Source organism: Legionella geestiana (assembly GCF_004571195.1).
GTDB lineage: Bacteria > Pseudomonadota > Gammaproteobacteria > Legionellales > Legionellaceae > Legionella_B > Legionella_B geestiana.
This window is the reverse complement of record NZ_CP038271.1, coordinates 2,096,887-2,117,081: the sequence shown is the minus strand read 5'-3', so window position 1 is coordinate 2,117,081 and position 20,195 is coordinate 2,096,887. Positions and strand designations below refer to the sequence as shown.

Here is a 20,195-nt window from a genome sequence, read left to right as displayed (position 1 = left end):
CGGGTCTGGAGCCTTCTTTAATAAATTCTACAGCGTAAATTCCAGTTTTGACGGTTCGCCTTCCTGTAGTATGTGAACATGTTCATCGATATTACAAATTTGATTAAATCGAGCACCCTCTTTTATTCTTTGCAGAGCGATGAGTTCCATGCTTTGAATTTCTTCTGCTTTATTGATAGCCGTGACAGCCTCTTCTTTTGTCATCGCTACAATCCCATCAACATCTGCAAAAATAATATCGCCAGGGCCTACGTCAATACCCCCGCATACTATTGGTTGCCTGAGCGTTCCAACCTTGTCTTTAGTGCCTGATTTGGCGCATTTGCCTTTTCCAAAAAATGGAAGCCCGGTATCCTTAATTTCTGGAATATCCCGATAATATCCATCGGTCACAACGCCACCAAAACCATTAATTTTTGCAACAGCAGCACACATGCCTCCTGCCAATGCGTGCTTTGCACCAATTGATGCAATAACTAACAGTATAGGAACAATATCATCCGCACAATCCAGTGATAACAAAAATGCCGGTAAATCATCCAGTGCCTGCATGGTTGACAGTGAATCCTGTGCGCTGTCAACTGTATAAGCGCGTCCGATGCACTGTCCGGTATCGCCGACGGGGTGGATTTTTGAATCCATCAACCTGACGGAAGCAAATGCATCACAGATTGAGGACGTACTTAATTGAGTCAAATGCTGGTATATTTCCCTGTAACTACTCTCCGTGGTCAACGGCATCTACTTATCCTTGTAACAATCAATCCGATCGTTTCAGATTTTTTCAGAAACGTGTTTTGCAACAATATAAATAAATGCAGATAATAATACAACATAACCATAGCACTTTCAGTTGTCTCATATGCAGCCAGATAATGAAGTCAGACAAAATCTATTCAAGCAATTTTTTATGGTAGCATTCCAATAACAGCAACAACTTGATGAAATCCATGACAAATACTTATAACCATGAAATGCAACAACAACTCAAGGAAAGCCTGGAATTATTGAAAATGATTTTAGGGCCTGATCTTTTAGCAGTTTATCTTTATGGTTCATCCCTTGTGGGAGGGTTGCAAAGGTACAGCGACATTGATTTATTTGTGATAACAAATCGCCAAACCACTATGGAAGAAAGACGACGTCTGGTTAACGGGCTTCTTCAAATTTCAGGTATTTACATGCAAGGCACAAAAAGACCGATCGAAATGACCCTTGTTGAAAAAACTGCAATTAATCCCTGGAACTATCCTGCACAATTTGATTTTCAATATGGCGAGTGGTTGCGAACATCATTTGAAGCGGGGCAAATTACCCCATGGACTACTCACGAAATGCCCGATCTTGCGCTGATTATTACCCAGATCTTGTTAAAAAGTCATACCTTGTCTGGACTAGAACCAAAGCAATTACTGCCTGATGTACCCTGGAGAGATTACATAAAAGCGTTGCTTTGTGATCAAAGCAGACTGATAGCTGATCTGGAGCACGATACCCGAAATGTTCTACTGACTTATGCTCGAACCTGGAGTACCCTGAAAACCAATGCTTTCAGATCCAAACAGGATGCAGCAGATTGGGTAATCCATCACCTGCCCAAAGAGCACCAACCCGTAATGCAGCGCGCCAAATTAATCTGTATGGGGGTAGAAAATGAACATTGGGATGATATTCATTCACTTGTAAAACCATGTGCAGAGTACATGATAGATCAAATTCATCAAGCAAGTTTGCTTGTTAATTTGAATGATCCCGGGAATGTTATACGACTTGCTGAGTAAACACTGGTAAAGCAATTTTATGAATATACAAACAGAGAAAGATTATTATTTTAAATAGATACGGAGACCTGTGTTGTTAATGCGCTAATATGTGGTAGTTTGTTTAACTAAAATAAGGTTAAAATTCATGGCAAAAATGCACGAAAATGAACTTGAAATCAATGAATTACTTGTCAAAAACTTGCTTAAAAATCAGTGTCCTCATTGGGCAAATCTGTCCCTGAAAGCAGTTTCATCAAGCGGTACTGACAATGCCTTGTTTCGTCTGGGAGATGACTATATTGTTCGCCTGCCCCGCATTGAGTGGGCACCTGGCAGCATTGTTCGCAGTATCAACAAGGAATACGAGTGGATTCCAAAGATTGCGCAATTTCTGACGATACCTGTCTCCAAACCTGTTTTTAAAGGCAGTCCTGATGATCATTATCCATGGCCATGGCTCATTGCCAAATGGCATGATGGCCACAATCCGGATTTTGAAAAAGGAAACGAATACGATCTGCTCGCCAAAGATTTGGCTGATTTTATTAATAATCTTCATACAATCAAACTTGCTAATGGCCCTCTCTCAAGACGAGGCGTTCCATTAAAAGACCTGGATCAGGAAACAAGTACAGCAATCCATGCATTAAAAAGTGACATGGATACACAAGCCATAGCCACGTTATGGGATCAATTATCGAATATTTCTCCATGGAATAAAGAGCCTGTTTGGGTGCATGGTGATCTTTTGCCTGGAAATATAATCACCCGGAACAATCGATTGAGTGCTGTAATCGATTTTACGGATACTGGTGTAGGTGATCCAGCATGCGATCTGGTTATTGCCTGGAGCTTGTTAAATGCACAATCAAGAAAAATGTTCCGGGATCATTTAAAAAACATCGATGATGACACCTGGCAAAGAGGCCGGGGTTGGGCGCTTTCCATTGCCGTCATTATGTTACCCTATTACAAAAACTCAAATCCTGTGCTGGCTACATTGGCACGGCGAATGATAAAAAATGTAATTGGGTGACAATTTTTAAACATGTTCCGTACACAAACTTAAAAAAAAGCCCCAGACACAGGGGCTTAGTACCTTGAAAACACATGAGTCAATCCAATGGCTTCAACCGAACAATAATCGTTGATAAACAGATCACGGGCAAATGCCTCGCAATCAAAATAACAGATCACACTATCCGGTATCACGTTGCTGTAGCAGTCTTCAAACAATTGCCAGGCAAAATCAACCTCCGAATCATAAGATCCCTGATAAGCATCACCCATCATGCGCTCAGCGTCATCAAGCTCATACTCACTCAATAAAGCCTGCCCCAGCTCCCCATGCTCCATGATAAATGCTGCATAGGACGCGACTGATTCAATCGATTCGTACTCAGTGAGCCGATGCGTACCAAACCCTTCATAATCATGCAGAGCAAACTCCTCGGCATGCTCAATCGGGCTGTTGGCAAGCATTTTCTGAATGTCCGCCATGATCTCGTCTTCACTTTGACAGGCGTCTATCCATCTGCCATGCAAAATGCCATGGTTATATGCCGCCAGACAGGCCACATAAATTTGAGGTTTATCCATAGGGGGTTCTCCTTAAAAAATAAAGAGCACACCCCAGCAGGAGCATGCTCCCGCATTGGGTTATGATTTAAAACGGTACGTCTTCTGATGCGCCCTGCAACATGTCTCGCATCTGTGCCATGTGGCTTTCAGCGGTGCTGGTTGCAGCCTTGTCTTCACTCGCTTTACCTTGCCCCAGTAACTGAACATTGCTCACCACAATACTGATGGTTTGACGATTATTCCCTTCTTTATCAGTCCATGGATTGGTACGCAGCCTGCCTTCAATGAAAACCTGACTGCCTTTGCGCAAAAATTCAGTTACCTTGATAAAGTTGCCAAAAAAGATCAGTTGATGCCATTCCACGCGGGTTTTCCATTCATCGCCTTGTTTGAACGATTCGTTGGTAGCCAGCGTCGCGGTTACAAAAGACTGACCGTCTTTGCCGGTGATGCTTCTCGGTTCTGCACCCAGGTTGCCAATAAGCTGAACCTTGTTTAATGAAGCTGTCATCTTTGTTCTCCAGTTGTTGTAAAAAGCGGTGCACAACAGGAAAACCTCCGCATAAAGCAGATATTTTCTGTTATGCAGATAAAGACAGATTGGTGGGATTAAACAGCCGCGAGCCTGAATGCATTTCTTTGGTTTTTGACCAATGAAATCAGCGCCTCCAGCTTGCTTAAACTGAGTTCAGCCTGTTTGGCATCCTCCAAAGACATCTGAAGACGAAATCCTTGCAGATCATTGACGCAATACGCCAACTCTACCAACAGGTGCTCGATTCCGGATTGTACAGGTTCGAATTCTTGCATGGGTTATCTCCTTGAGTAAAAAGGGATTACCTATCCCAATCGGGATAAAAAATCCCCGATGGGTTTGCAAAAGCAATGATCACCGACACGGTGGTTGACTTGCCTGATTGTTAAAGAAGTTATGCTTGCAGCATTCCTGGGCTTTATGCCGTGAATCATGATCCATGAGGTTGAATCATGCCGATGAGGGCAAAATTCAAAGGTTTCCCGACTAAACGCTCCACCATTGAATTAGGGAAGAAAATGGCGTTATCACAAGACCTTGCCGGTTTCGCCAGGGTTTCACTGGCTCGTCAGTTGTGTTTTCATTAATTTTAAAGGTTGAAATGGAGAAATCAATACGTTTTCAGAGGCGGTAATGAAATGAACTTGATTGATATTAATTGATATTTAAGCGCCGTTCCAACCAATCAATTGACAAGTCGCTCGCATCAATTTACCATCACGTTTGATTAGATGGCGCGGGGTGTCCGTAACAGGGCTGAGAGTTACCCGTCGAACTTGAACTGGTTCATACCAGCGTAAGGACGCCTTCCAAAAGTCTTCACTACAGATTCAGGAAATCAGGATCCTTGAGAAAGGTGTTTTGTTTTCCCGTGCGTCAATACTGTTTGCGTTGATCCCTTTTGCCATCTCATGTTTTTATAATTATGAACAGGAGTGTGGGCAATGTCAGAATTATCATCAAGAACTACCTTACTGCTTAATTGGTATGCAAATCCTTATCACGCCCCGATTTTTGTGGCCTATGCACGAGGTTATTATCAGGATGAAGGCATCAAACTGGCTATTGTAGAACCCAATGACCCTGGCGATGTGACGGAAATTGTTGGGCTTGGACATGTGGATTTCGGGGTGAAAGCCATGATCCATACCGTGGCAGCACGTGCAAAAGGCTATCCTCTAAGCTCCATTGGAACCTTGCTTGATGAACCACCCACCGGTTTGATTGCCCTTAAATCCAGTGGTATCAGGTCATTTCAGGATATAGCAGGTAAACGGGTAGGTTATATTGGCGAGTTTGGCAAAAGAATTATCGATGACCTGGCAAAGCTTGCGGGTATTGATCCCTCCAGTTATCAAACAGTTCGTATTGGCATGAATGTCACAGATGCGATTTGCCGCGATATTATTGATACGGGAATTGGTTTTATTAATTTTCAACGGATTGAACTGGAGAACCTGCGTGGTGAAACCGTTTTTTTACGTCTTGATCAGCTTGCGGGTTTAGGCTGCTGTTGCTTTTGCTCCATTCAATTTATTGTCCCGGAGAAAACGCTACAACAAGCTCATTTGGTCAAAGGTTTTTTGAATGCAACGCAACGCGGTGCCGCATTTACCACAGAACAACCTGACAAAGCCTGGGAATTATTTTGCCAGCAGAAACCCGCTTTGCGTACACCTCTGTTCCGCTCAATTTTTACCCATACCCTGCCATTTTTTTCGCGCAACCTGTTGAATGTTGAACGCGACTGGAACAAGGTAGGACGCTATGCCAAACATTTGGGGGTAATTGATGACACATTTGATATTGGCAGCTGTTATACTAATAATCTGTTACCAGATATCCCGTATTCAGATATCAAGGCAATTGCTTGCTGTATTGAATAAATCATGCAATCAGGAATTATGGGATGTCTGCTGGAATTACGTTTCCACGTTGTTATTATGGGATAAATAATGAACAAACCATTGGTCATTGTTACGGGTGCCAGCTCTGGAATAGGTGCTGCAATTGCTAAAATTTTTTCAGAGGCGGGATATCCTTTGGGATTATTTGCCCGAAACAAGGAAGCAATGAATAAATTGAATTTATCAAATACCATTTGCCTTTCAGTAGATGTTACGGATATTCATGAGTTGAATGATGCGATTCAAACGGCAGAGAAAAAATTTGGCCCGGTTGATTGCCTCATCAATAATGCAGGTTATGCAAAAGCTGGTGAATTCACTGATGTGGGTCATACAGATCACTTGAATACAGTCAATGTAAATTTAACAGGCGTTATTAACGGTATTGAATGTGTATTGCCCGGGATGAGAGCCAGAACTAAAGGCACGATTATAAATATCAGTTCATTGGCCGATCGTAATCCCAGGCCAGGCATTGCAACTTATGCTGCAACAAAAGCTGCTGTTAAAAGTCTTGGTGAATCATTACGTGCCGCAAATGCAAAATATGGAATACGCATTTGTAATCTTGCACCTGCAAAAATAAATACGTCCATGCTGATTTCAACTGGTTTGAATGATAATCAGATTATACAAGCGGAAGATTTGGCAAAAGCAGTATTATGGATTTATCAGCAGCCGCAAACAATTTGTGTGCGGGATTTGGTTTTCGCACCTACTTTTTATGAGGCTTGAGATGAGTATTCGTATTAGAAAAGCAAAATATTCTGATCTTCCTGATATCATTCTTCTACTTGCTGATGATGAAATCGGTTCAAAGCGTGAAAAGTACGACGAACCACTTCCCCAAGCTTATTATGATGCATTTGACCTGATTGATAAGGACAGCAACAATTGGCTAATGATTGCAGAGCTGGACGATAAAATTATTGGTACCTTACAACTCACATTTATTACGTATTTGACATATCAAGGCGGTACGCGTGCACAAATTGAAGGTGTCCGTACAGATAGATCCTTTCGAGGGAGGGGGATAGGAAAAGCTTTGGTAGAATGGGCAATCAATAAATCGAAAGAAAAAGGCTGTCATCTTGTTCAGCTTACTACGGATAAAAGAAGACCGAAGGCCTTGGCATTTTATACAAAATCAGGATTTGTTGCATCTCATGAAGGATTAAAGTTGAAGATTGGGGAAAATGAGGTCGAATAAATACATTATCAATTCAGGAAGAGTCAGCTCCCGGTAACAATTTATGTGATACATCGCATCGTAAGCATTGGTTGGTGTCCCCAGAAAAATTTCCACCATTTCCATTTGAAGATGATTCGCAAAAAGTACCGCTGCTAAAATCCAGGCTTTAACATGGTAAAACACAATAGCTTTAAAACATATTATTCGGCGTGAGTAAATTTCATATATAAACATATGGTTACCCACAATAAATTTTGGTAATTGCGATTCTGGCGTGACCCAACAGGCGGCTCAGGATTTCCCGCGCTTTTCGATCCAGCATGCGTTCATCAGCGGTCAGTAATTTTGACGACTTCCCTCCGACTATAGGGCAAACAAGCCCTCTGCCTTGTGGATCCAATTGTCTTGTAAGCTCATGGTACCGCCGCTGTGCATAGGCATGGCGCAAACCATGGCATTTGTTTATTCCCATCTGTTTAATTTGCACCTGATAATGGCCCAAATGTTGTTTATAACTTCGCGATACGGGGATTAAGGACTCGCCAGTTGCAACTTGCCCTGCCGCTTTTGATAACCATTGGCGTTGTTCATCGTTCGTGATTTGAATGGTTCTGCCAATTCCGCCTTTTGTCCAGCTTGGCTTGATTCTCAAGCAGTTTCCTTGCCATGCTTCACTTAATACCAATTTCATAGACTCTTCGCGGCGCAGACCAAACAATAATTGTGCCTCCAGGGACAAACGAATCAGTGGATCGGTGCATCGCGTAAAATCCACCTGATAAATTGCCTTGTTGTGAGTCGGCGCATAGCTGCGGCGGGTGATTTGGTAAGCATCATTGCCAGGTTTGACCAATTGCGGTTTATCAAGCAAAACACTTGCCTTGCGTAATTTGGACATGTAATTTTTGATGGTTGCCGGATTTTTACCTTGTTGCTTCCACAATTCAACCAATACGTGGATGTGCTTGGGTTTTAATCCGTTAATATGCGCTAATTTGTATCCCTGCTCGTGCAAATCCTTCACGCACCGATTTAACATATGGCGCATGTCCGCCTTACTGGCATAGGAATAATTTGTAATTTTCTTCAAGCATTCATTCACGGAATACAGGGCGCTGCGCAGTTTGGATTTACTCATGCAGATACAACCATAAGGTATTACGCGATTTGATTCCCATCTCATCGTGAATCAGCCAGCTGGTCTGGTAGTTGCCAAGAACGGGGGCTAAATCATGATACAGTTGGCGGGCATAAAGATAGCGCCAGGTTTTCTTGACTGGAAGTTTTCTCTCATTCAATGCCAATCGCCATTGAAAGCAAATCAGATCATGGCTGTGTATTCTGCCAAGGCATTGAGAACCATTGAGGTACTCGACTAACTCATTAATAATTTGGCTCTGTATTATGCAACGCAAAGGAATCATTCTATCCTGGGAGTTAAACGCAATTTCGCGCGTAATCCAGAGTGCGTGATCACGGAAATGAATATCTGGAGCGAAGCTTATTGCCTCACTAAAGGTCAAACCAAATTGCGTTTGCAAAGCCATAATAAAACGGGGAACCGGATCAGAAATAGATTGCCAGGTATCCGGATTAACATTTATTTTTTTAGCATGACAATACTGACGGCTTAAACCAAGATTTTGATTATCAGTATTTGTCAATTGGCAACCGATACCGCTCAAGAATTTTCTGATTACGGTCATATATCCCATAATCGTGGCAGATGATATTTTCTGTTTTTGCCAATGCTGTATCAGTTTTTGAATATGCCCGATATCCAGATCCCACCAATGCAGTGGTACTGTGCCGACAATAAACAAGTCATCAATCATTTTCTGAATGACAAAAGCACGATGTTTTTTATCCTTGAAGCTACCCCGATTATCCGTTTTCAAGTATCGGTTGGCAGTCTGTCTCAAAGACTGTTTTCGCATCATTTCATCCCGAAAAAATATTTGCCCTGACTTTGGTTTAGTGTTGGTCGAGCGGCTCACTCAAAGGCGAAACCCGGCTTGCGCCGTAAAGCTCGGTTTGGGGGCAAATCAATCGTTATAAAGCAAACGATGGTGCCGGTTTACCATGGGTTTTTAGTGTTTATCTCCTTGTTTTTTTGGTTAGATGAAATGACAAAGCAAAACTATGTCATGCGCTCAGGGTCAATTACAGAATCGTAGATGACAGTATATTCGTTGAATAACATACCCTGCCGATTGGCAGATAATCCATGAAGGGTTCCCGACTTGACGTCCAGCCACTGGGTTAGGGATCAGGGTGGCTTTGCACAAGACCCTGGAGGGTTTCGCCTGAGTCGCGCAGGCTCGTCAGTTGTGCTTGGTTAAAAACTATCAGAATGGTGCATGCCGGGCAAGGCTTTTTAGACGGAAATTTTGTCCTATCGCGATTGGCGCGATAGGACAAAATGCTTTAATTGATTGATTTTTAATTGAAAAAAAGAGGGTTGTTTTCTGCGTCACTGCAGATAAATATGCAGTGACGCAGAATTACATGAGCTACAGATTAGCCAGTATATTTATGTAAGAAACTTCTTAAACAACCTGCAATCGAGCCGGGATGCTCTTCCTGGACTGTCTTTGACTGCGTTGCAGTTGCCTCATACATGTGTTTGTAACCCAAGGCTGCGAAAATACCCAAAAGATCATTGGCGATGTTGAACGCTGTTATTAAATCGCTTTCCTCATGATTATCTAACCAGGAGGAAACGCAGATCCGTTGTAATGCTTGGTACTCAATGTCATGTGGTTTCATGTTATGGAAATAAGTCAGGTTCCATAAACAAGTATTTAGCGAGAAAAATGGATGTCCAATGACTGTTTCTCCCCAGTCAATAATGCAGAGCTCTCCTGATTTTTGGGCAAGAAGGATGTTGTTCGCGTGAAAATCACAGTGATTGATGGTGTCAGGGATCTTGTACCTGGAAAGCTGCTCGCATTGCTCTTGGCAAAAATCATATGCCTGATTAAGAGTAGTGATTTCTTTCGGAGTTAACCCATCAGCAATCAAAAGATCCATATTCTGTATAAGATCACGGTACAGTAAAGGAAATTTATCAAGCCGCCAATCAGGCAAGTTGAAGGCAATCAGCTTGGGGGTATCATTTTCCAGCTTTCTTTGTATAGACACATAATGACTGATGCCTCGCCCCAATAAGCCCATATCAATATGGTTCTTTGAAAACAGGTCGCGTAGCGTGAAATCGCCACAAGCTTTTGTCAAAAAACAATGATACCGATCATTTTTTGCAATGACGGTTGGTATATGCTGACATCCGTGATCGTGCAACAAAGATATGGTGTCTGGTTCAATAAATAATGCGGGTGGTGTTTGCTTTAAATAGAAGTCACCCTGAGATGTGCTTATTTTATTTACTATCGAATGAGCTGGTTCAACAATTTTTTGTATAGCAACCAGTCTGCGATCATGCGATTCCAGATAATCCACAGCCCATTGGGTAGCTGCATCATTATTTTTCATGCTTCATCCAGATATTTTGTAACCACAGTACCACATGTTATTTCAAGCATTCTTTATTTCATCCTTGCCACAGTTAAAATATTAAGGCTCCTGTCAGGAATAAACTGATTACCATCCATATCGAACTGGTTGAGGACCTCAAATCCATTTTTTTCGAGTAAATCATGCAGCTCCTGCGCTGTGTATATTTGCAGACTAAACGTATTTGTATGGTATTCCTGTTGGCTACCTTCTCGCGTAATCGTATATTTATCATGAGAAACAAGCAGGCCATTTTCCCTGTCAATTTCTGAATGTTGCTGATTACGAAATGTAACGCCATCAACAACGCTACTAATGTCCATAACAAAATCTTTAATGATCTCATCCGTAATAGCTTGCAAGTTAAAGATATCAAAAATGTATATACCGCAATCATTCAAATTGTGTCGAATGTTTTGAAGCGTTATTTCAAAATCTGATTTGTCAAGATGCCCTATAGCGCTAAATATTGTAATAACAGCATCGAATTTTCCTGCATTAACAGAGCGCATATCTCCTACAATAAAAGATACATTCAGATTCATTTTTTTAGCTTTATTTCGCGCCGAATCAATTAAAGCAGGACTCAGATCACTCCCGGTTATTTTATATCCATGTTGAGCCAGGTAGAGTACTTGCGAACCGGTACCACAGGTCATGTCCAGAATTGTTTTGGTACCTTGCTCTTTTAACAGTTTTTCGATTAACGCATTTTTGCGTTCAGTTCCATCATTAATATTATGCGCATCAAAAAATTGGGGTAATTGCTGGTATTCAATGGGTAGCCCAAGCTTAGTCGTTTTATTACTCATAATTGATTCCTTATCTAATCGGGATAAAACCTTTCAAATTTCATGGCTTGTCGTGATATAAAGCTATCAGTTCCTTGCTGGAAATTCCGCCTGTTATGTCCATCACTTTGGCAAGGATTCCCTCTACTGTTCTGAATGAAATATTGAGAGATTTCGCAATTTCTTTCGCAGTCATACCTTGGGCTAACAAGATGACACAGGCTGTTTGTTGTGGTGATAATTTTACAGGAGTATGCCTGATTTTATGGAAAAGTACCAATTGGGTATCTTTTTTCCCGGATTGAACAGATTGTTCGACTGTGACAGCATCAAAAATTTGTTGAACGTGATTTTCCAATGCATGGTTATCGGTGTCGATAATTAATGTAGCTGTTTCTTCATACAAATGATCACGCTCCTGATGAAGTCGCTCAAAAAAACTATGAATGTTGTCTATAGGTAACAAGGGTAATGAATTGCGAGCAATCCGCGCTATTTGCGTTGCGGTACTGGCTTTCAGGTATACAACAAATTCTCCTGCAAGTAATTGACGTGCTTTTTCAAGGCAAATAATGTGGGGATCCGTGTTAACAACAATATTTTGCCGACTTGATTGCGCAGACAGTATTTTGATAACGTTCTGATAGAATGCGCTTTCATGGTTGTCACCGGCAATATCTTCCATACTTCGACCGATGCGATTTTCCAGTTCCAAATCCGCATTGACCAACTCCCACCCGAGATTGTCAGCTAACAGTTTTGCGACCAGGCCTTTGCCAATTCCGGGGTGGCCAATAATAAAGATTCTTTTAACAGGGTTCATTTTTTTCATCCGTTGGTTGTAAGCTTCTATACTCAGTATAAGATTTGTGCAAATTAAGGGCAATACGTATAAATACCTGATTGATAAGCTTTGTGTTTATTTTGATGTTTTTAGTTTTATGGAGCAGTAGAATAGAGCATTTACCAAATTATTCCCCTTGCAATAGAAGGTACAACATGAGTATTCCTGATTTTCCCATGCCAATTATTACTCCCCGATTACTGATAAGACCACCAGAAATGCATGATGTGTCCAGCCTGAATACTGCTATCCTGGATTCTTGGGATAGCCTGCATGAATTTATGGAGTGGGCGAGAGAAAAGCCGGACATGGCGGAGTCTGAACGGTATGTAAGGGAGTCTGTTCTTAACTGGAGTGCGAAAAAGCCGGATGAACCCTGGTTACCTCTGTTTGTGTTTGACAAACTAACGGGTAATTTTATCGGTGCTACCGGTTATCACCATTACAATTGGGATGTCCCCTGCCTTGAGTGTGGTTACTGGCTGAATCAGACATATTCGGGTAAAGGACTGATGACAGAGGCCATTAATGCGATTACCCAATATGCGTTTAAACAATTGTGCGTCAAACGCATTGCCATTACCTGTAGTATTGATAATGTTCGTAGCAGGAAAATTCCTGAACGATTAAATTATGTTTTGGAAGGCGTGCTGAAAGCCAATCGATTAAAACCAGGGAGTCGTGAGGTGACAGACACCTTGGTTTTTGCAAAGTACTCGTTGGATAATCTGCTTTCATTATCCGTTACCTGGAATGAAGATTAATATACTCAATTCAGATGGTTACTAAAAATCAAAGGTTAGTCATATGCGGCAATATTTTTTCATAATTTGCTTACTATTTGTTTTGAGGGTCTCTACAATAGCAAATGCTGAACCTCAATGGCTAAAATTACCGTCAACCCCAACTTTGCCTCAAGCTGAACAAAGCGGCTATGCCTCGATTAATGGTGTGCAAATTTGGTATGCCACCTATGGTCATGGACAACCCGTCATTTTGCTTCATGGCGGCCTTGGTAATTCAAATTATTGGGGAAATCAGGTTCCAATATTGGCTCGGCAATATAAAGTCATTGTAATGGACAGCGGGGGGCACGGAAGAAGCACACGAAATGAGCAGCCTTATAATTACGATTTAATGGCTTCAGATGTACTTGGCTTGATGGATTTCTTAAAAATTAAAAAAGCTGCAATGATTGGTTGGAGCGATGGTGCAATTTTAGGCCTGCATATTGCTATACACCATCCGAAACGGCTCACTAAACTATTTGCTTATGCCGCGAATTCTGATCCCACAGGAGTGAGGCCAGATATCTTTAAAAGTTCGGTATTTAAAGCTTATATTGCTCGAACCGAGAAAGAATATGAAAAATTATCCCCTACTCCCAAAGCATACAAAACCCTGTTCGATCAACTCAGTAAAATGTCAGCAACCCAACCAAACTTTACAAAGGAACAGCTAAATGCAATTACTGTTCCGACCTGGATTGTAGATGGCGACCACGATGAGGTGGTAAAACGTGAGAATACTGAGTTTATGGCAACACAAATCCAGAATTCGAGTCTGCTGTTACAGCCTTGGGTCAGTCATTTTTCTTTTTTACAAGATCCGAAACAATTTAATAACGACTTGTTAAATTTTCTTGAAAAAAATCCAGGTTAATTGCCAAGTCTTAAACCCGATTATGGCAAATCTTTCTCGATGCCCATCAATCAGGTTATTATTCTCAACATTGTTTCTATAAATTATATTATTTGACTTTATTTCAAGAACGAGATATCATACAAAAAGTATAAATTATATCCAATTGAGGCTTGCACATAACATGAAAATTACTTCTTAAGTTCGCCCTGACTGAATAAGGGCAGTGTTAATCGTCATAGACGCCCTTACAGATACTTAAGAGAATTTCATTATGCATAAGCCGATTCAGTTTAAAAATCTTGCGCTATCATTCCCGCATAAAACCTGTTTTTCAGCCTTCAACGGCCAGATTTTGTATAGCAGCCGTATTGCGATTATTGGTCGCAATGGTTCAGGCAAATCCAGTTTATTGAAAATGCTTCAGGGACTGATTGAACCTTCGGATGGCGAAATCAAACTTCCCGATTCAGCGTGTATGGGCTATTTACCACAACAGATTGAAGCCTTTGACAATTTAAGCGGTGGGCAACGCTTGAACTGCGCATTGACCCAGGCATTAGCCTGCCAGCCTGATATCCTGTTGCTCGATGAGCCAACCAATCATCTGGATAAGAAAAATCGACGTTCACTTCTGCGTTTGTTGCGCACGTTTCCGGGTACTTTGATTGTTGTGTCGCATGATGTGGAATTATTACGCAGCACCATTGACACCATTTGGCATATTGATAATGGCAGAATGACTGTTTTTTCAGGAAACTATGATGATTATCAACGTGAAAATGCAGTAAAACATGCTGCTATTCAACAGAATCTGGCGCAACTCGCAACTCAAAAAAGAGACAATCATCAGGCTTTAATGAACGAGCAAGAACGTGCCAAAAACAGTCGTACCCGGGGTGAAAAACACATCCGGCAACGCAAATGGCCAACCATTCGCTCTGCGACCAAAGTCATGAATGCAGTAGAAACATCGGGCTATAAACAACAGGCCATTCATCATAAAAAACAGGAGATTAGTCGTCAAATGGCCGAGTGTCGTCTACCGGAGATAATTAAACCAAAGTTTTCCTTATCCGCCAAAAAGAGCAAGCGATTGCTTGTGGCCGTTCGCCAGGGAGAACTTGCATTTTCTGGAAATGCACCGGTTTTGATCGATATCAATATGCATATCCATTCGCAGGAGCGAGTGGCACTTCTTGGTGATAATGGCTCTGGGAAATCAAGCTTTCTCAAGGCAATTGCCGGGGAAAAGCGTTTGATAAAAATAGGGGAATGGAACGTCACAAACCATATCGGCTATCTTGATCAGCACTATGACAATCTCTCAGGGGAGACCGTTCTTGATGTGATTGGCAATGCCATGCCGAAAGCCGCGTATTTGGACATAAGAAGTCATTTGAATGATTTTTTATTTCGTAAAAACGAAGAAGTAAACGCGCTGGTTTCCACTTTATCTGGCGGTGAAAAAGCACGGCTGTCATTGGCCGTCATTGCCGCAAACACACCGGAATTACTACTGCTGGATGAAATAACCAATAATCTTGATTTGGAAACCCGTCAGCACATGATTGAGATATTACGCGACTATCCCGGCGCCATGATAGTTATTTCACATGATGATGATTTTTTGAAAGCCATTAATATTAACCGGGTTTTTCACGTTCAAAACGGACTAATCAACCAGGCCTCAACAGAGAACCATTATGAATAAACAAGCTGTTTCATTACGACAATTTCTTTTTGATGTCATCAAACCTTACAAGTGGTACGTGGGAGCCATGATTTTCATTGCCTGCTATTGGGCAGTTAATAATTCTTTGGCACCTTATGTTCTGAAGTTGATTATTGACAAAGTGGTGGCCTTTGAGGGTAACAAATCAGAGGTCGCCCATTCTGTGATGCCCTATGTTGTCTTATACATTGCTTTATGGATTGGTATTGCTATTGATATGCGCTTTTTGGATTGGGTACGATTAAGATTGTTCCCGGCCATTCGCTATGATTTAACCACCAACATGTTCTCATACCTGGGCCAGCATTCGCATCGTTACTTTCAAAACAATTTTGCCGGTAGCTTGTCCAATAAAATTTCGGATATGCAATCGGCTGCCATCAATATATTTACAACACTGGATGACGGGTTTGCGCAATGTATTGGCCTTTTAATTGCCATCATCACCATGCTCTTGGTTCATCCTGTTTTTGCTTTGGTTTTACTGGTATGGGCCGTGGCATTTGTCTTAATCGCCATCTGCTATTTTAAGCCCATACGCGATTTATCCAACCGTTTCGCAACCAGTAAAACAAGCCTTGTTGGCAAAATGGTGGACAGCATCAGCAACACCAGCAATGTCCGGTTATTTGCAAGAAATCAGTATGAAAACAAACTGATACAGGAAGCAACAACAGACACCATCACCAAAGACCGCACGATGCAGTGGGCGATTATTAAAATGCGGATTTTTTGGGATATCAGCATAATCGTTCTGATTGGACTCAATATCTGTATTCTGGTGAATATGTACAGTAAAAATCAGGTTTCTGTTGGTGATTTCAGCTTCATTATTTCGCTGTCTATCAGTATTTTTTATAATTTATGGTACCTTGCCAGTCAGTTTGTCAATTTTGCCGAAGAGCTTGGGAAATGCAAACAGGCGTTGTCGATTATTACGGCACCGCTTGAAATTGTTGACGCGCCATCGGCTACGCCGCTTCATATTACAAAAGGTACGATTGCATTCAATCAGGTATCCTTTCATTACGACGACGGTGCACACCTTTTCAAAAACAAAAATATTGTGATTGAGGCCGGGCAAAAAGTAGGGCTTGTCGGGTTTTCTGGCAGTGGTAAAAGCACCTTTGTGAATTTGATTTTACGCCTGTTTGAGGTGGAATCTGGCGAAATTACCATTGATTCACAGAATATTAATGCGATAACGCAAGCGTCACTGCGCGAAAATATCGCCATGATTCCGCAAGATATTTCCTTGTTTCATCGCACATTAATGGAAAATATTCGCTACGGTCGCACGAATGCCAGTGATGAGGAGGTCATCGAAGCATCCCAAAAAGCCCATTGCCATGAGTTCATCAGTCAATTATCTGAAGGTTATCAGGCCCTGGTTGGCGAACGTGGTATCAAGCTCTCGGGAGGCCAGAGACAACGCATCGCAATTGCTCGCGCGATGTTAAAAAATGCGCCCATTTTGATTCTGGACGAAGCAACCAGCGCACTGGATTCAGTGACTGAAAAGCATATTCAGGACGGACTGCATGCATTAATGCAAGACCGAACCACTATTGTGATTGCCCATCGATTATCAACTTTGTCAGAAATGGATCGCATTTTGGTGTTTGATAATGGCCAAATTATTGAAGACGGCAAGCATCAGGATTTAATCAATACCCATGGGCACTATGCCCGCTTGTGGGACATGCAAGCAGGTGGTTTTTTGCCGGAGAAAGAAGAGAAATGACAACATGGAAGGAATCTCTGTGGTCCGATCAGACAGGTATTAAAATTTTACCAAAATTTTCTGTTGAAGTGGGATGGGTTAAAGATTTATATGCCAACAATATGCACAAAGTGCTTTATATTTGGTACAATGTATTATTCTTAAATAAGGTTGAGCGACTACAATGACAAAAGCCAAAGCAGATAATATCAGACTAACCCAGTTAAATCCCGCTGTCGAGAGTGGGGATCTTGAGCTGGTAAAAAATATAATTGAAGAAAATCGCGCGATTAACCTTGATCCAAATGCGCTTACAATCGTGAAAGCAATCATATCTGGCAATATTGAGCTGCTAAAATATTTTGAGAGCGCATTTTCAATTTCACCGCTCTTTCTTTCTCCTGAGCAAACCAATACGGCCATAGAGGGTATTAAGAGCCAGGACATGTTTTCCCATCTACTGACAAAGTATCGTGGCATGCGATTTGGTTTGAATCAGCAAACAACCGAGATTGTAGCTAAATCAGGTAATGTTGAAAATTTAAGGTTATTGTTGTCCGTTAGAATACCGTGCGCCAACTCGGATACATTGTTCTGGGCAGTTCGTGGAGGTAGCATGGACTGTGTCAGATTTTTAGTTGAAGATTATAAAATTGATGGACAAACGGTTATCACCAATTTTGATGAAGCACTGGAACTTGCCGAAAAAATTGAAAAATTCTCTGTGATTGCGGTTTATTTACGTGAACAAAAAGCGTTACTTAGTGCGGGCAAATTGGATCCGTCAAGTTCTGCGACATCTTCTAATCAGTCAAGCGCATTAATAACGCCGACTCATGCCAGTGCAAGTATTGCTACCCCCACATTTTTTAAATCCGCAGTTACTCAAAATACGAATCATGACATGAAGCCTGAAAATGATATTGATTTAGACGAAACAGATATGGCAATCACAATTAAAGGCGATTCAGCAAAAGTCAAATTCCGATTTGGTTCGATTATAAAACTTGAGCCAAAGTCAACAGAACCGATGACATGGAAATTATCTTTTTCCAATAAAGCGCTTGGAGAGCTTCCCAGGAACGGGATAATATCAAATCCCGAGTTAGCCGATAATATGATGGAGGCCCTGAAACAAAGGGAGCTTGGTACTGTCGCAGAGTTATTAAATAATGCCGGTGGCAGAGTATTTCGTAAAATTGCCAAACACATTAAAGAGGAAATTGATAGTATCCAGTACTACCACAATCATTTTACGAGCCCGTAAGATCGGGCTTTTAATAAGAGGCAAGTTACAAGAATTCCGATCGTTCAAAAAACCTTCTCTCACCATTCGCTCAAAATATAAATAAGGACACGCCCTAAAATTTTACCAAGGCTTCATGTTGAAGGGAGATGGGTTAAAGTGAATGCGTAATTGTCGTATGGGTTTGAGCCTCATCCTCAGGTTTTGGCCCCGCAACCACATTGCCAGACTCTCTGATGTCTAATAACGTCTCTCTATATTGTCGCGTGGTTTCAGCTATTTCACTCTTGGCTTCCAGTCCTGCCGCTGGACTACAAAGATAGCTCACTCCATTCAGCATGCAACCAATCGACAATAACTCACTATGTCCAAAGGGCTGTTCATCCAAATAAACTGATTATCCCTTATCTCTGATTGTTTCTGCAAAACGCCGCACCACTTCAAGTCTTGATTCTGCTATAACTGCGGGGTCGTCTGGAACCCTGTCTTCAAATTTGCCAATCGATACATAAATCCGAAGATTTATTTTGTCAGCTGATTGATATTCTTCGATCAGTTCTCCGCTTCTATTATTGAGCGCGGGCGACAATAAAATGACCCCACCGATTTTATCGGAATGATGTAGTCCAGTTTCAGCAGCACAGTGGCCTGACATACTGAATCCTGCCAGCATGATTTCATCCGGCTTTTCACTAACATTCAGATCCAAATCGGGGTTGTTTAAGTGCGGAATGACGCAATTAACGACAAAATTGGAAAATGCTTTTCCATGGGTGATATATTCGTATTGACGATGAGCCTCGAAGGTACTTGGTTGAGAATCGTTAAATCGCGAAGAGACACTCTCCGGGTTTACATTACCAACAAAAACAACAACGGTATTACTGATATCAACGGACTTGGCAACTTGATCATCAAGCCATGGAGGGGTCATTGAAATGTAGCTGCTGCCATCCAGAACCAACAGCATTTTATACGGGGGAGTTCGCGTTGGGTTAAAATCTGGCGGTTTGTAAATCCAGCACTTTCTTTCTCCAAAATTGATGTCATCACTTTCTCCCGCAACAACTGTTGATTCTACACTACCTTGTGGTTCTGGAACTTTATTGTTACACCAGAATGAACGATTGGGAACATGCGCAATATCAAGTACAGAAGATTTACGTTCAGCAAGGGACACCGTATTCCCTGCCGGGCTGAATAGAGGTAACTGAAATTGCATTGGATTTAGCGGATCAGCTTGAGATTTTCCGTTAATTTCAATTTCATAAGGAATGCACGTATTTTGAGGCAGATTTTCCACTTTAAGATAATAAACGTCTGAGCCTTCAATTTTTGTGAATTGTTTTAAATGACCATCTTTATCTACCAAGCGCTCTCTCAAATCAAGGCAATCAAGAGTGATATCAAGTGATTCCGATGAGCGATAAAGAAATATTGCTGTCAACTCGCCATCAGGCGTTTTTTTGAGAACAGGCGAACCACCTCCAGCCTCAACACTCTTCCAAAACTGTTCAATAACAACTTGCCTTTCTTCAGGGGAATAATGTGTCGATTGTGATAAATCCTTATCAAGCTTATCAAGAAGTGATGTCGATTCACCAGTAGATAAACCTTCCATTTCTGTATTGGATGCCGCCATGAGTCACCACTACTTAAACAGATTACGCTTTAAGTATATACCCAAAGTCTTTCAAAATGCGTATTTTGAAAGACTTTGG

Annotated in this window: 20 protein-coding genes and 1 riboswitch; of the genes, 10 read left to right on the top strand and 10 right to left on the bottom strand. The window is 41.5% G+C overall.

The features are described 5' to 3' along the window. Positions 1–27: 27 nt before the first annotated feature. Positions 28–741, bottom strand: coding sequence for an RraA family protein (locus E4T54_RS09495; protein ID WP_082635015.1), 714 nt, complete (start codon positions 739–741; stop codon positions 28–30). 209 nt (positions 742–950) lie between these two features. Here E4T54_RS09495 and E4T54_RS09490 point away from each other — a divergent pair, with 209 nt between their 5' ends. Further along, on the top strand, positions 951–1,781 hold the full coding sequence (locus E4T54_RS09490; protein WP_058387053.1) for an aminoglycoside adenylyltransferase family protein: 831 nt from the start codon (positions 951–953) through the stop codon (positions 1,779–1,781). A gap of 127 nt (positions 1,782–1,908) precedes the next feature. Then, the gene (locus tag E4T54_RS09485; protein WP_058387002.1) at positions 1,909–2,799 is read left to right on the top strand and encodes an aminoglycoside phosphotransferase family protein; all 891 of its coding nucleotides are present in this window, start codon (positions 1,909–1,911) and stop codon (positions 2,797–2,799) included. 56 nt (positions 2,800–2,855) lie between these two features. On the opposite strand, the gene E4T54_RS09480 is transcribed toward E4T54_RS09485, so the two are convergent. The 3 genes from E4T54_RS09480 to E4T54_RS09470 all read right to left on the bottom strand — a co-directional run bounded on the left by E4T54_RS09480 (position 2,856) and on the right by E4T54_RS09470 (position 4,154). Continuing rightward, the gene (locus tag E4T54_RS09480) at positions 2,856–3,362 is read right to left on the bottom strand and encodes an antirestriction protein ArdA (protein WP_058387003.1); all 507 of its coding nucleotides are present in this window, start codon (positions 3,360–3,362) and stop codon (positions 2,856–2,858) included. 67 nt (positions 3,363–3,429) lie between these two features. Beyond that, complete coding sequence (locus E4T54_RS09475) at positions 3,430–3,855, bottom strand: single-stranded DNA-binding protein (RefSeq protein ID WP_058387004.1); 426 nt, start codon at positions 3,853–3,855, stop codon at positions 3,430–3,432. A 98-nt stretch (positions 3,856–3,953) separates the two neighbouring features. Further along, the gene (locus E4T54_RS09470; RefSeq protein WP_058387005.1) at positions 3,954–4,154 is read right to left on the bottom strand and encodes a hypothetical protein; all 201 of its coding nucleotides are present in this window, start codon (positions 4,152–4,154) and stop codon (positions 3,954–3,956) included. 452 nt (positions 4,155–4,606) lie between these two features. After that, positions 4,607–4,699, top strand: a riboswitch (TPP riboswitch). A 124-nt stretch (positions 4,700–4,823) separates the two neighbouring features. Here E4T54_RS09470 and E4T54_RS09465 point away from each other — a divergent pair. From E4T54_RS09465 to E4T54_RS09455, 3 genes are all read left to right on the top strand, one after another. Continuing rightward, positions 4,824–5,765 carry an ABC transporter substrate-binding protein gene (locus E4T54_RS09465; RefSeq protein ID WP_058387006.1) on the top strand — a complete coding sequence of 314 codons (942 nt, stop codon included), beginning with the start codon at positions 4,824–4,826 and terminating at the stop codon, positions 5,763–5,765. A gap of 69 nt (positions 5,766–5,834) precedes the next feature. Continuing rightward, the gene (locus E4T54_RS09460; protein WP_058387007.1) at positions 5,835–6,521 is read left to right on the top strand and encodes an SDR family oxidoreductase; all 687 of its coding nucleotides are present in this window, start codon (positions 5,835–5,837) and stop codon (positions 6,519–6,521) included. Position 6,522: 1 nt separating this feature from the next. Next, positions 6,523–6,996, top strand: coding sequence for a GNAT family N-acetyltransferase (locus E4T54_RS09455; protein WP_058387054.1), 474 nt, complete (start codon positions 6,523–6,525; stop codon positions 6,994–6,996). A gap of 220 nt (positions 6,997–7,216) precedes the next feature. On the opposite strand, the gene E4T54_RS09450 is transcribed toward E4T54_RS09455, so the two are convergent. The 5 genes from E4T54_RS09450 to E4T54_RS09425 form a co-directional block, all read right to left on the bottom strand. After that, entirely contained in the window at positions 7,217–8,116 is a 900-nt protein-coding gene (locus tag E4T54_RS09450) for a phage integrase N-terminal domain-containing protein (protein WP_058387008.1), read from the bottom strand. After that, positions 8,109–8,915, bottom strand: coding sequence for a phage integrase N-terminal domain-containing protein (locus E4T54_RS09445; protein ID WP_058387009.1), 807 nt, complete (start codon positions 8,913–8,915; stop codon positions 8,109–8,111). The genes E4T54_RS09450 and E4T54_RS09445 overlap by 8 nt, the downstream gene beginning before the upstream one ends. Before the next feature lie 583 nt (positions 8,916–9,498). Continuing rightward, positions 9,499–10,473 (bottom strand): aminoglycoside phosphotransferase family protein, encoded by a 975-nt coding sequence (locus E4T54_RS09435; protein WP_058387010.1) that lies wholly within the window; start codon positions 10,471–10,473, stop codon positions 9,499–9,501. Between the two features lie 53 nt (positions 10,474–10,526). After that, on the bottom strand, positions 10,527–11,306 hold the full coding sequence (locus E4T54_RS09430; protein ID WP_058387011.1) for a class I SAM-dependent methyltransferase: 780 nt from the start codon (positions 11,304–11,306) through the stop codon (positions 10,527–10,529). Positions 11,307–11,346: 40 nt separating this feature from the next. Continuing rightward, complete coding sequence (locus E4T54_RS09425; protein ID WP_058387012.1) at positions 11,347–12,108, bottom strand: shikimate kinase; 762 nt, start codon at positions 12,106–12,108, stop codon at positions 11,347–11,349. Positions 12,109–12,305: 197 nt separating this feature from the next. Here E4T54_RS09425 and E4T54_RS09420 point away from each other — a divergent pair, with 197 nt between their 5' ends. The 5 genes from E4T54_RS09420 to E4T54_RS09400 all read left to right on the top strand — a co-directional run bounded on the left by E4T54_RS09420 (position 12,306) and on the right by E4T54_RS09400 (position 18,495). After that, entirely contained in the window at positions 12,306–12,893 is a 588-nt protein-coding gene (locus E4T54_RS09420; protein ID WP_167755247.1) for a GNAT family N-acetyltransferase, read from the top strand. A gap of 43 nt (positions 12,894–12,936) precedes the next feature. Then, complete coding sequence (locus E4T54_RS09415) at positions 12,937–13,791, top strand: alpha/beta fold hydrolase (RefSeq protein WP_058387014.1); 855 nt, start codon at positions 12,937–12,939, stop codon at positions 13,789–13,791. Between the two features lie 253 nt (positions 13,792–14,044). Continuing rightward, positions 14,045–15,484, top strand: a complete 1,440-nt coding sequence (locus E4T54_RS09410; protein WP_058387015.1) for an ABC-F family ATP-binding cassette domain-containing protein — start codon at positions 14,045–14,047, stop codon at positions 15,482–15,484. After that, a complete protein-coding gene (locus tag E4T54_RS09405; RefSeq protein ID WP_058387016.1) occupies positions 15,477–17,249 on the top strand; it encodes an ABC transporter ATP-binding protein in 1,773 nt (590 codons plus the stop codon). The genes E4T54_RS09410 and E4T54_RS09405 overlap by 8 nt, the downstream gene beginning before the upstream one ends. A gap of 163 nt (positions 17,250–17,412) precedes the next feature. Next, the gene (locus E4T54_RS09400) at positions 17,413–18,495 is read left to right on the top strand and encodes an ankyrin repeat domain-containing protein (protein WP_058387017.1); all 1,083 of its coding nucleotides are present in this window, start codon (positions 17,413–17,415) and stop codon (positions 18,493–18,495) included. Between the two features lie 376 nt (positions 18,496–18,871). Here the strand turns inward: E4T54_RS09400 and E4T54_RS09395 are convergent, their stop codons facing one another. Continuing rightward, the gene (locus tag E4T54_RS09395) at positions 18,872–20,116 is read right to left on the bottom strand and encodes an alpha/beta hydrolase (protein ID WP_058387018.1); all 1,245 of its coding nucleotides are present in this window, start codon (positions 20,114–20,116) and stop codon (positions 18,872–18,874) included. Positions 20,117–20,195: the final 79 nt, after the last annotated feature.

Bases quoted from the DNA above. Each gene is read 5' to 3' on its own strand.
- E4T54_RS09495 (WP_082635015.1), bottom strand. From the start codon at position 741: ATGCCGTTGACCACGGAGAGTAGTTACAGGGAAATATACCAGCATTTG.
- E4T54_RS09490 (WP_058387053.1), top strand. From the start codon at position 951: ATGACAAATACTTATAACCATGAAATGCAACAACAACTCAAGGAAAGC.
- E4T54_RS09485 (WP_058387002.1), top strand. From the start codon at position 1,909: ATGGCAAAAATGCACGAAAATGAACTTGAAATCAATGAATTACTTGTC.
- E4T54_RS09480 (WP_058387003.1), bottom strand. From the start codon at position 3,362: ATGGATAAACCTCAAATTTATGTGGCCTGTCTGGCGGCATATAACCAT.
- E4T54_RS09475 (WP_058387004.1), bottom strand. From the start codon at position 3,855: ATGACAGCTTCATTAAACAAGGTTCAGCTTATTGGCAACCTGGGTGCA.
- E4T54_RS09470 (WP_058387005.1), bottom strand. From the start codon at position 4,154: ATGCAAGAATTCGAACCTGTACAATCCGGAATCGAGCACCTGTTGGTA.
- E4T54_RS09465 (WP_058387006.1), top strand. From the start codon at position 4,824: ATGTCAGAATTATCATCAAGAACTACCTTACTGCTTAATTGGTATGCA.
- E4T54_RS09460 (WP_058387007.1), top strand. From the start codon at position 5,835: ATGAACAAACCATTGGTCATTGTTACGGGTGCCAGCTCTGGAATAGGT.
- E4T54_RS09455 (WP_058387054.1), top strand. From the start codon at position 6,523: ATGAGTATTCGTATTAGAAAAGCAAAATATTCTGATCTTCCTGATATC.
- E4T54_RS09450 (WP_058387008.1), bottom strand. From the start codon at position 8,116: ATGAGTAAATCCAAACTGCGCAGCGCCCTGTATTCCGTGAATGAATGC.
- E4T54_RS09445 (WP_058387009.1), bottom strand. From the start codon at position 8,915: ATGCGAAAACAGTCTTTGAGACAGACTGCCAACCGATACTTGAAAACG.
- E4T54_RS09435 (WP_058387010.1), bottom strand. From the start codon at position 10,473: ATGAAAAATAATGATGCAGCTACCCAATGGGCTGTGGATTATCTGGAA.
- E4T54_RS09430 (WP_058387011.1), bottom strand. From the start codon at position 11,306: ATGAGTAATAAAACGACTAAGCTTGGGCTACCCATTGAATACCAGCAA.
- E4T54_RS09425 (WP_058387012.1), bottom strand. From the start codon at position 12,108: ATGAACCCTGTTAAAAGAATCTTTATTATTGGCCACCCCGGAATTGGC.
- E4T54_RS09420 (WP_167755247.1), top strand. From the start codon at position 12,306: ATGCCAATTATTACTCCCCGATTACTGATAAGACCACCAGAAATGCAT.
- E4T54_RS09415 (WP_058387014.1), top strand. From the start codon at position 12,937: ATGCGGCAATATTTTTTCATAATTTGCTTACTATTTGTTTTGAGGGTC.
- E4T54_RS09410 (WP_058387015.1), top strand. From the start codon at position 14,045: ATGCATAAGCCGATTCAGTTTAAAAATCTTGCGCTATCATTCCCGCAT.
- E4T54_RS09405 (WP_058387016.1), top strand. From the start codon at position 15,477: ATGAATAAACAAGCTGTTTCATTACGACAATTTCTTTTTGATGTCATC.
- E4T54_RS09400 (WP_058387017.1), top strand. From the start codon at position 17,413: ATGACAAAAGCCAAAGCAGATAATATCAGACTAACCCAGTTAAATCCC.
- E4T54_RS09395 (WP_058387018.1), bottom strand. From the start codon at position 20,116: ATGGCGGCATCCAATACAGAAATGGAAGGTTTATCTACTGGTGAATCG.